General features: G+C 73.2%; 4 protein-coding genes and 1 pseudogene. 2 read left to right on the top strand and 3 right to left on the bottom strand.

Translation table 11 applies throughout. The annotated features are described in order from the left end of the window. The coding region (locus AB0C69_RS28790) for a hypothetical protein (RefSeq protein ID WP_360358307.1) at positions 1 to 294 on the bottom strand (294 nt) is incomplete at its 3' end. Between AB0C69_RS28790 and AB0C69_RS28785 the strand changes: the two genes are divergently transcribed. Beyond that, a complete protein-coding gene (locus AB0C69_RS28785; RefSeq protein ID WP_360358306.1) occupies positions 263 to 2,719 on the top strand; it encodes an AAA family ATPase in 2,457 nt (818 codons plus the stop codon). The genes AB0C69_RS28790 and AB0C69_RS28785 overlap by 32 nt on opposite strands. On the opposite strand, the pseudogene AB0C69_RS28780 reads toward AB0C69_RS28785, so the two are convergent. Beyond that, a pseudogene (locus tag AB0C69_RS28780) lies at positions 2,716 to 4,863 on the bottom strand (collagenase); the annotation flags it as partial. The gene AB0C69_RS28785 and the pseudogene AB0C69_RS28780 overlap by 4 nt on opposite strands. 574 nt (positions 4,864 to 5,437) lie before the next feature. Between AB0C69_RS28780 and AB0C69_RS28775 the strand changes: the two are divergent. Next, positions 5,438 to 7,018, top strand: a complete 1,581-nt coding sequence (locus AB0C69_RS28775) for an alpha/beta hydrolase (protein WP_360358305.1) — start codon at positions 5,438 to 5,440, stop codon at positions 7,016 to 7,018. Positions 7,019 to 7,060: 42 nt separating this feature from the next. Here AB0C69_RS28775 and AB0C69_RS28770 read toward each other — a convergent pair whose 3' ends face one another. Beyond that, positions 7,061 to 10,732 carry a glycosyl hydrolase gene (locus tag AB0C69_RS28770; protein WP_360358304.1) on the bottom strand — a complete coding sequence of 1,224 codons (3,672 nt, stop codon included), beginning with the start codon at positions 10,730 to 10,732 and terminating at the stop codon, positions 7,061 to 7,063. Positions 10,733 to 10,830 lie beyond the last annotated feature (98 nt).

Here is a 10,830-nt window from a genome sequence, read left to right as displayed (position 1 = left end):
CACCACCGCAACCACGCAACAAGCTGAGGAGCCGCGATCGCGTCCGAAGGCAGGTTCGAGCGAAGCAAGAACCTGATCGCGCAGCGAGCCGCAAGGCGAGACGGAGCGATGCCAGCGATCGCCCCGCTTTTTTCGACGATGGAGGGCCGCCAGGCCCGAAGGAGGAGAAAGAAGCAAGAAAACCAGTATCGTGCTTCGGATGTTCGGGGTGTGGGTGTCGTAGGAGGGGGGCTCCTGGCGCGTGTATCTGAAGACTTTGACGTTGCGCGGGTTCAAGTCCTTCGCGTCCTCCACCACGCTCAAGTTCGAGCCGGGGATCACGGCTGTGGTGGGGCCCAACGGGTCGGGCAAGTCGAACGTCGTGGACGCGCTGGCCTGGGTGATGGGGGAGCAGGGCGCCAAGTCGCTGCGCGGCGGCAAGATGGAGGACGTCATCTTCGCCGGGACGTCGAACCGGGCGCCGCTGGGGCGTGCCGAGGTCGTGCTGACGATCGACAACTCCGATGGTGCGCTGCCGATCGACTACTCCGAGGTCACCATCAGCCGGTTGATGTTCCGGTCGGGGTCGAGCGAGTACGCGATCAACGGGGACGCGTGCCGGCTGCTGGACATCCAGGAGCTGCTGTCGGACTCCGGCATCGGCCGCGAGATGCACGTGATCATCGGGCAGGGGCAGCTCGACCGGGTCCTGCACTCGGGGCCGGAGGGGCGGCGGGCGGTGATCGAGGAGGCGGCCGGCGTCCTCAAGCACCGCAAGCGCAAGGAGAAGGCGCTCCGCAAGCTGGACGCGATGCAGGGCAATCTGACGCGCGTGCAGGACCTGACGGGTGAGCTGCGGCGGCAGTTGAAGCCCCTCGGCCGGCAGGCGGAGATCGCGCGCCGGGCCGCGGTGATCCAGGCGGATCTGCGGGACGCCCGGCTGCGGCTGCTCGCCGACGACCTGGTCACGCTGCGGACGAGGCTGGAGCAGGAGGCGGCCGACGAGGCCGCGATCCGGGAGCGGCGCACGGAGACCGAGCGGGCGCTGGCGGCGGCGCAGGAGCGCGAGGCGGTCCTGGAGGCCGAGGAGGCGGAGCAGGCGCCGAGGCTCGCGCAGGTGCAGGACACCTGGTTCCGGTTGTCGGCGCTGAAGGAGCGGCTCCGCGGCGTCGCCGACCTCGCGGCCGAGCGGCACCGCAACGCCGCCGAGGCGCGCGAGGAGGAGCGGCGCGGCCGCGATCCCGAGGACATGGAGCGCGAGGCCGCCGAGATCCGCGAGCAGGAGGAGATGCTCCGCGAGGCGCTGGACGAGGCCCGGGACGGGCTCTCCGGCGCCGTGGAGGAGCGGTCGGCCGCCGAGGAGGCCCTGGCCGCCGAGGAGCGGCGGCTCCAGTCCGCCGCCCGCGCCGCCGCGGACCGCCGCGAGGAGCTGGCCCGGCTGCGCGGCCGGGTGGAGGCGCTGCGCAGCAAGGCGCAGGCGGGACGGTCGGAGATCGGCCGGCTCGCGGACGCGCGGGAGGAGGCCGACCAGCGCGCCGAGTCCGCGCAGGCCGAGTTCGAGGCGTTCGAGGCGGAGGTCGTCGAGGACCCGGCGCTCGCCGCCGAGCACGAGGCGGTGCAGGAGGCGCTCGCCGCGGCCAAGGACGCCGCCGAGACGGCCCGCGCCGCCGTGGACGGCCCGCGCCGCGCGCTGAAGGAGGCGCGGTCGGCGGCGGGCGCGGCCCGCACCGCCGACCAGACGGCGCAGAAGAAGGTCGCGGCCCTCCAGGCGCGGATCGAGGCTCTGAACCTGACGCTCGCCAGCGCGGCCGACGGCGGGGAGGCGCTGCTGTCGGCGGGCTCCGACGGGTCGCTCGGCGGGGTGCTGGGCACGGTCGCGTCGCTGCTGAACGTCCGGCCCGGGTACGAGACCGCCGTCGCCGCCGCGCTCGGCGGCGCCGCCGAGGCCGTCGCGGTCGGGTCGCTGGACACCGCGGAGGCCGCTCTCGCGCTGCTGCGCTCCCGCGACGCCGGGCGCGCCGGGCTGGTCATCGGCGGCGGGGCGCCCGTGCTGGGGGAGCGGGTCGCGGGGGCCGACTACGCGATCGACGCGGTCAGCGTCCCTGACTCCGTGCGTCCCGCGTTCGAGCATCTGCTGCGGGACGTGGTCGTGGTCGATGACGTTCCCGCCGCGGCCGCGCTCGTGCGCGGAAAGGCGTCGCTGCGGGCCGTCACGCGGGACGGGGAGCTCGTCGGGGCGCACTGGGCGCAGGGCGGCGGCGCGGGCGGGGGGCAGGGCCTCCTGCAGATGCGCGCGACGCTCGACCAGGCCACCGAGGATCTCGCCGCGGCCGAGACCGCCGCTGCCGCCGCCGCCGACGGGCTCGCCGAGGCGGTGGAGGGAGAGCACGCCGCGCAGGCCGCCGTCGAGGCGGCCGAGGCCGCGGCCGGTGACGCCCGGGCGGGGGTCGACCGCGCGCAGTCCGAGCTCGACCGCGTCCGCGCGCGGCTGCGGGAGCACGACGCGCAGGCGGCGCTGGAGGCCAAGCGCGCCGCCCGCCTGGAGGCCGACGTCCGGGCCGCGCGGGGCGAGGCCGAGCGGCTGACCAAGGCCCTCGACGCGGCCGGGGAGTCCCTCGAACGCGACACCGAGGCGGCCGAGGAGCTGGCGGTGCGGCTCGCCGAGGCCGAGGAGGCCGCGGGCGGGTTGGTGATGGTCAGGGTCTCGCCGTTGCCGGCGTTGACGGACCTCTGGGTGTAGGACGTCGACGTGGCCCAGCTGGTGGGGCTGTAGTACAGGTCCGCGTCGCCGGTGCCGCCCGACGACGTGATCTTGATCGACTGCGTGCCGGCCGGCACGTACAGGTACAGGTAGGCCAGGTTGCCCTGGGTGGCCGACAGGTTGCTCCGCTGGCAGTTCTGCCCGAGCTGGCGGGTGTCCGTCCCGGTGCACTCGGTCGTCCCGCCGCCGCCTCCGGCCGACACTGCCAGCTGCTTGGTCGCGGTGCCGGTGGCGCCCTTGTCGTCGGTGACGGTGAGGGTGACGGTGTAGGTGCCGTCCGCGCCGTAGGTGTGGGACGGGTTGGCCGTCGTCGAGGTGGCGCCGTCGCCGAAGTCCCACCGCCGGGAGGCGATGGTGCCGTCGGAGTCGGTGGACTGGTCGGTGAAGGAGACCGCCAGGCCGTTCGCCGAGGCGGAGAACCGCGCGGCCGGCGCCTGGTTGCCGCCGCCCCCGCCGCCGGCGCACGCGCCCGACGCGCACGCGGCGAGCCACGTCCACCAGTCGCCGTCGTAGCGGGTGCCGATCGTGCTGGTCAGGAACGTCCGGGCGGCGTTCCAGTTGCCGGTCCGGTAGTAGCCGAGGACGGTCGAGACGTCGCCCGGGTGCTTCTCGAACATGTACCGCACCGCGAGGTAGCCCCAGCGGTAGATGCGGGTCGTGTCATGGCTGTAGGTGGTGTCGAACAGGGTGCTGAGCGCGTAGGTGTTCCGCGCCGCCTCGGTGATCGCCGCGTCGTAGACCTCCTTGCGGTAGGAGTAGGAGACGTACTCGGCGAAACCCTCGATCCACCAGATCGTGGGGGTGGTGACGCCGGCGTTGAAGTCGCCGTACATGTCGAAGCGGCCGTCGAGGTAGTGCGTGTACTCGTGGTTGAGGTTCCAGATCTGGAACGCCGGGCGCACCCATTCGGCCTCGTAGGCGATGAACCGCGGCTGGTTGCCCGCGGCGGCCGGGTCACCCTCCAGGTACATGCCGCCGTTGTTGGTGTCGATGCCGAACATCGCGCCGGCGTAGGTCTGGTAGTCGGTGCTCGAATCGAAGACGCAGACCTCGATCGTGGTGTTGTTGTCGTTCGCGACGGGCCGGTTCCCGTCCTTCACCAGGCCGTGGAAGTAGGCGTCCTGGTTCTGGAGGCTGGCGCAGCTGTCGGAGAGCTGGGCGGCCGTCATGTCCTGCGCCCGGATCTTGATGCTCGGACTGCAGGTGTGGTTGATGGTGAGGACGTTCGCGGCGAGCCGCTGCGCCAGGTCGCAGGTGCCGTAGTAGGAGCAGTTCGCCTTGTCGTAGTAGTCGGTCATCTCGGCGACGCCGACCCACAGCGGCGCGGTCTTCCCGGTCATGGCGCTCTGCCCGAGCAGCCCCTTGGCGAGCGGCCTGACCTTCGCCTGCATCGCGGTGTGCTGCACGAAGCGGGTCAGCTCGCGGCCCGCGTTGGACGTCAGGTAGCTGCGGTCGGTCCCGAGCAGGGAAAGGTGCCCCGAGGCGAAGGAGTTGAGCGTGTCGAGCACGCTCTGGTCGGCCTGGACCGCCGAGACGAACTCGGGGACCTGGTGGCCGCGGAACAGCACCGTGTAGACGTTGTTCACCGCGTTGAGCATCCACCAGGACGCGTCGTAGGAGCTGTTGTAGCCGGTCAGCAGCCGCTTGACCACGTAGAGGTAGCGGGCGTTCTCCTCCGCGCTGTCGATCAGCGTGACCGCCTCGGCGAGGACCTCGCCGTTGGCGTCGCTGACCGTCGACGACCGGGAGTTGCCGAAGAAGGCGTCCAGACCGGACTGGATCGCCGTCTTCAGCGTGGGGCCGTAGGTCCCCACGGTCGACGGGTTGTACCAGTGGACGTAGTAGCCGGCCCGCAGGTAGAGGACCAGCTGGGCCGTGCCGGTGGTGTTGTCGCCCGGGTAGGAGAGCCCGTTGTCGCGCAGCCCGTACGCGACGCTCGCCATCTGCGACTCCCGGAACGCGTAGTACGCGTCGGTGCCGGTGAGGCTGAACAGCGAGTTGACGCAGTCGGTCGTGGACGACTTGATCTGCTGGACGAGCGCGCTTCCGGAACGGCTCGTGAAGTCACTCGCGCTGCACGCGGCCGCGGCGGCCTTGGCGCTCGTCTTCGGGGCGGCCTTCATGGAAGGGCGCTTGTGCTCCGCCGGCTTCTTCGGCTGGTCGGGGCTGCTCTTCAGGTCGTTCTTGTCGGCGGAGAGCGGCGGCCGGTCCTTGGCGGGCAGCGGCGCCTTCTGGACGTGGCGCGCGTCGCCGCCGTCGGGGCGGACGCTGGCGGGAGGGGGTTTCGGGGCGGCGTTCGCGGGCGGGACGAGGAACGTCGTCCCGAGGGCCACCGCCATTGACGCCAGCAGGCAGCGGGTCGATCTGCGTCTGTTTCTCACGGGGGGTCTTCCTCCATGGGGCGGGCGTCCGGCAGGGGCGCCGGACGGAGTCGCAGGGCTCCGGGGTCCAAGGTCCGGAGGGTCGGGGAAGCGTGCGCCCGCAGTTTGTGGCGCGGAAACGACCCGTGGTCATACGCCGCGCCATCGATCTGGGTTATGGATCTCCCGGACGGATCTCCCCCGAAACGCGGAAAAGGAATTCGCCGAGGTGGCGCCCCGTTTCCGGCCGCGAGACGCCCCCGACGCCGTTTCCGGACAATGACGAAAGAAAGGTGAAATTGTACACTGCAATGTCACAACGACTCTGGAGGTGTCTGTGAGACGACGGAGCAGGACACGCGCGGGCGCCGCGCTCGCCGCGTGCGGCGGGATGCTGGCAGCCGCGGCGCTGGCCGGACCACCGCCGGCGACCGCGGCGGCCGGGGACCCGCCGCGCCTGGACTGGAAGCCCTGTGGCGACGCCGCGACCCCGGCCCTGCAGTGCGCGATGCTGGAGGTGCCCCTCGACCACGCCCGCCCGGACGGGCGCACGGTCAGGATCGCGCTGAACCGGCTCCCGGCCACCGCGCCCCCGGGCGAGCGGCAGGGGCCGATGCTGCTCAACCCGGGTGGGCCCGGAATCAGCGGGCTGTGGATGGCGAGCTGGATCCCCTCCAGGCTGCCGCCCGACGTCGCCGCCTCCTACGACTGGATCGGCTTCGACCTGCGCGGATCCCAGCACAGCGAGCCGCGCATGTCATGCGACCCGCACTACTTCGACGGCCCGCGGCCCGACTTCCAGGTCGACCAGGGCACCACGGAGGCGTGGCTGGCGAAGGCGGCGGGCTACGTCGCGAACTGCACCGAGAAGCACTCCCGGCTTCTGCCGCACCTGTCGACGGTCGACCACGTCCGGGACATGGAGTCGATCCGCCGGGCGCTCGGCGCCGAGAAGATCAACTTTTTCGGATGGTCGTACGGCACCACGCTCGGCTCGACGTACGCCCAGTTCTACCCGGGGCACGTCCGCCGCTTCGTCCTGGACAGCATCGTCGGGCCGTCCGTCTCCTGGTACGACCACAACGTCCTCCAGGACCTGCAGCACGAGAAGCGGTTCAAGGCGTTCACCGCGTGGGTCGCCAAGGCCGACGGCGTCTACCACCTCGGCACCGACCCCGCCGGGGTCGAGGCCAAGTGGTACGCCATGCGCACCCGCCTGCGCGAGCACCCCGTCGGCCGGATCGGGCCCGACGAGTTCGACGACACGCAGGTCGCGGGCGGCTACGACGTCCTCCGGTGGCCCCGGCTCGCGACGGTGCTGGCCGCGTACACCAACTCGGGCGACACCGCGCCCCTCGCCACCGCGTACGAGCGCTACGCGGCGCCGGACCCGGCGGACGACTCCTTCGACCTCTACAACGCCGTGATGTGCAGCGACAGCAAGTGGCCGCGCGACTTCCGGTACTGGCGCAAGGACCAGGCGAAGGTCAACGAGAAGGCGCCCTTCTACACCTACAACAACATGTGGTTCAACGCGGGCTGCCTGACCTGGCCCGTCAAGGCGGGGCACCGGCCCAGGATCACCGGGAAAGGACTGCCGCCCCTGCTGCTGTTCCAGGCGACGGACGACCCCGCGACACCGTACGAAGGCGGCCTCGACATGGCGCGGGCCCTGCCGAGCGCACGCCTCGTCGTGGAGAGGGGCGGCGGCAGCCACGCCATCACGTTCGCGGGCAACACGTGCCTCGACGACCTCCTGGTCGACTACCTCCGCGGAGGGAAGGTGCCCCCGGACCGCGGCCTGGTCGACCGCACCTGCGCCAAGAACCCTGACCCTGCGCCGGTCTGGGTCACGCCCGCCCCGTCCGTGGCCTCGGGCACGCAGGCGACCGCCGTTCCGCGCCAGTTCGTGAGGTGACGCGGAGCCCCGGCCGCCGCGCGGCGCTACCGTCCCGTTCGGTCAGCGCCCGCCGGCGGCCGGGGCCTCCACGAGCAGTCGGACGGGGCCGAAGAGCCCCGAGACTCGCTGGCCCTGGAAGACGAAATGCGTGGGGCTCACCTCGTCGAGGTAGGGCGCGAGGGTTCCGCAGACGAGGATCTCGATCTCGTTGTCGCCTTCGCGCAGGGCCGCTCCGATGTCGAAGCGGTACGGGGCGCAGATGCGCACCCCGGCCGGGTCGCCGTTGACGGTGACTTCGGCGGTGCCGCGCACCCGTCCGAGGTCGAGCGTGGCCGCGCCCGCGGGCATGGTGAGGCGGAACGAGCGCCGGTAGCGGACGGCGCCGCTGTAGCCGGCGAGTCCCGCGTCCTCCCAGTCGCCCAGCCCGATGCTTCCGCGACCCACGGTGAAACGCACCGGCCCCGCGAGCGCCGCGCCCGCCCGGTGACCGGGGAGGGTGCGGATCCGCAGCTCCGCCGTCCGGCCGGATGGAGCCTCCGGGCCCGGCAGCGCCATCTCGGGGGCCGGGGACAAAGGCTCCCCGTCCAGAGTCGCTTCCAGCAGTTCACCGCGGACGTCGACGGCCATACCCGTCGCCCCGGGCGGGACGGCGAAACGCAGCCTCTCCACCCGCGGTGCCGCGCCCGGCATCGCGAGCGTCGCCGGGAGGACGACGCCCGTCTCCGGATCGTCCTCAAGCCATGCCGCGCCGGGCAGCGGATGGGGCCGCCGCCGCAGGTGCAGGGACGCCGGGTCGCCGTACTGCGCGCGCCGCGCCGCGACGGGCACCGGGGCACCGTCGCGCGTCGCGGTCCAGGCGGCGCCGGACACGACGGGTCCGTCCACGAGGACCTCGGGAGGCGGGCCGCCTTCGGTGAGGACCAGGGCCAGGTCGCCGCCCGCCACGCGGTAGCGGCCGACGCGCGGGACCTCCTGCTCGGCGTACGGGTCGAATCCCCCCTGGCGGCCGACCTCCTCGCCGTCGACGAGGACGCGGCAGGGCGCGGCCGAGGCCACCTGGATCGTCGCGCCGTCGGCCGACTCCGGGAGCGGGACGCGGAGCGCGATCTCGGCTCCCGGCCGCGCGGGGCCCGCCGCCGTGATCCACTCCGGCCGCCGGTAGCGCTCGCGGTCGGTGACGACGGCGAGGTGGGCCCGCAGCCGGACGTCCTCGTCGGGGACCAGCCGGACCTCGACGTCATGCTCACCGGCGGGGACCGGCGCCTCGGCGATCGCCAGATGGCCCCGGTCGTCCAGGGGGACGGCGGCGCCGTCCACTCGCAGCGTCTTGGCGGCCGCGGCGCCGACGGCCACGAAGCCGCCGTCACCGGGCACGGTCAGGCGGGTCCGGAACACGACCGCGTCCCCGGACCGCACCTCCCCGAAGTCGAGGAACTCCTCAGGCACGTGTCCCTTGGGGCCGAGGAAGGCGCGGTGCAAGGCGTCCTTGCGGATGCCGCGGGAGTCGGAGTACACCGAGGGCCGCCATCGCCCCTCGCTCTCCCTGGACCAGACACCGTGCGGGCCGAACGTCGCGTGCGCCTCGGACCACGCCGACTCCGCCTCCGGTCGGTGGCTCATGGTCCAGCGTTCCAGAGCAACGTCCTGACCGGCGGGTCGGGCGAAATCGCCCCAGGCGTTGTCGAGCGCCGGAACCAGGTCCATCGCCCAGGACGTGCCGAGGTCGAGGACGGTCTGCCGCGTCGCGGGGGCCGGATCCGGCGCCGCGACGTCCTCGCCGCCGGGGAAGAGGAGCAGCGCGGCGGGCCCGTCGTCGAACGGGACGACGATCTCGACGGACGTCCCGTCCACCGCGCGCGTCTCCAGCCGGCGCGGCGGACCCCCGAACGGGCTCGCGAGGAACGCCGGGCCGCGCACGCCCCGGACCCGCACCCGCATGTCCCGCAGGTACTGGCCGGGATCGAAGTCGTAGGTCACGTCGAGCCAGCCGAGGTCGGCCCCGCGCTCGTCGGGCCGCCCCACCGACACGCGGCTGGCCATCGACGGCGCGGCCGTCAGGAACACCAGCGTGGTGCCGTCGGCCTCCCGGACGAGGGCGGGCACCGGCGCGTCCACCCGGCGGACGCCGGCGAGCGCGGCGCCGAGAGCTCCGGTGTCCGGCACGACCTCCAGCACGGCGCGGAGCCCGGCCACCGCCTCGTCCGCGCCCGGATCGCCGACCCCGCGACGAGGCGGCGCGCCGACCGCGACGACACGGCCGCCGTCCTCGGCGAAAGCGGTGAGCCTGCGGGCCGTCTCCCCTTCCAGCACCGCGCAGGACGGGAGGAGGACGACGCCGTACGACTCGTCCGCGACGTCCAGCCGTCCTTCGGCGACCCTGGCACGCTGCACGGAGTCGTCGTCCACCACGTCGGCGTCGATCCCCACCCGGTCGAGCACGCCGGGCACCATCCGGAACCAGGCCATGTCGCCGACCAGTTCCCGGTAGGTCTCCTGCGCCAGCACGGCGTCCGGGTCCACGCCGTCGAGCCGCGTCCCGGCCTGCGCGGTCGCGGTCGGGAACAGCACGGCCACGTCGCACACGTGCCGCCCCAGAGAGAGGGCGGCGCAGAGCCTGGCGACGGCGTCCGCGAAGACACGGTGGTGCCGCCAGTAGGGCTGACGCCAGTCGGTGGACGGCGGCGCCCACTCCCACCAGCCCGCCTTGGTCGTGTAGTAGACGGCATGCGGGTTGTAGAGCGTCGCCCCAGAGCGCAGCCACGGCAGCAGCCAGTCGAAGGTCTCCTCCAGCGTCCCGCCCCAGCCGCTGGAATGGAACGCCTCGATCCAGGTCCGGTCCCGGCCGTACAGGTGCGCGAGCGACGAGTGGACGCGGGCGTCGCCGTGGTGGTCGGACCCGGGAGCGCCGAACCAGCGGTGCGTGCGCGCGTAGTCGGCGTACAGCCTGACCCCGTCCACGGGAAGCCCGGCCCGCGCCGGGTCCTGCTGGTCGCAGCCGTGCAGCAGCCCGTACCGCTCGTGCCATTCGGCCAGCGGCCGGAAGAACGCGTCCTCGGCCAGCTCGGCGCGGGTGAGATGGTAGTCGCGGCGGATCCGGAAGGCGTCCTCGCCGCCGCTCCCCCACAGCGCCGCGAGGTGCGGTCCCAGGTCGTAGCCGCGGCGCCGCGCGAACTCGCCGGCGAACCCCTCCGACCAGGTCGGCAACGACGGCAGCTCGTCCTGGAACGACCCCACGATCACCTTGCCGAGCCGGTGCCCCAGCCGCCGCGCGAACTCGCCGTGCACGCGGTCGAGGAGCGCCGCGCACGCCTCCGCCGACAGGTAGTCGAAGCCGCGCACGTCCGCCGACCCGTCCGGCCGGAGCCAGCGCCCCGCGTACTCCGGGACGTCGCGCACCAGGCGGGCCTGCAGGTCGGCGCCGGAGAACCCGAGCTGGTCGTAGAACCACAGGGACACGCCCAGCTCGGCGGCGTCCTCGCAGACCGCGTCCAGCAGGTCCCACCACTCGGTGGAGAAGAACGGCGGATCGTCGGCGTCCGAGCCGAACATCGGGCCGGACGGCGCCAGGTTCAGCACGACCAGGTTGTGGACGCCGCCCTCGGCGAACCGTTCGAGCTGGTCGCGCAGCCGCCGCCGGTCGAGCCGCTCCCCGCTCCACCACCAGATGGGCGCGGGCGAGAACGCCCGCGGCGGCACGTCCAGCACCTCCCCCAACCGCCCCGAAATTCTCATGCTCTGCTCCCTGTGAGGGGCGACCCCCCACACCCCCCGGTTCGCTCCGCTCATCCCTGCTCGCCGGTGTGCCCGGCGAGGACGAGCGTCCGCCACGC

The sequence above is a fragment of the Actinomadura sp. NPDC048032 genome, assembly GCF_040653175.1.
Classification (GTDB): Bacteria; Actinomycetota; Actinomycetes; order Streptosporangiales; family Streptosporangiaceae; genus Spirillospora; species Spirillospora verrucosospora.
Note: the sequence above shows the minus strand (reverse complement) of the source record. Positions and strands in the feature narration are given on the sequence as shown.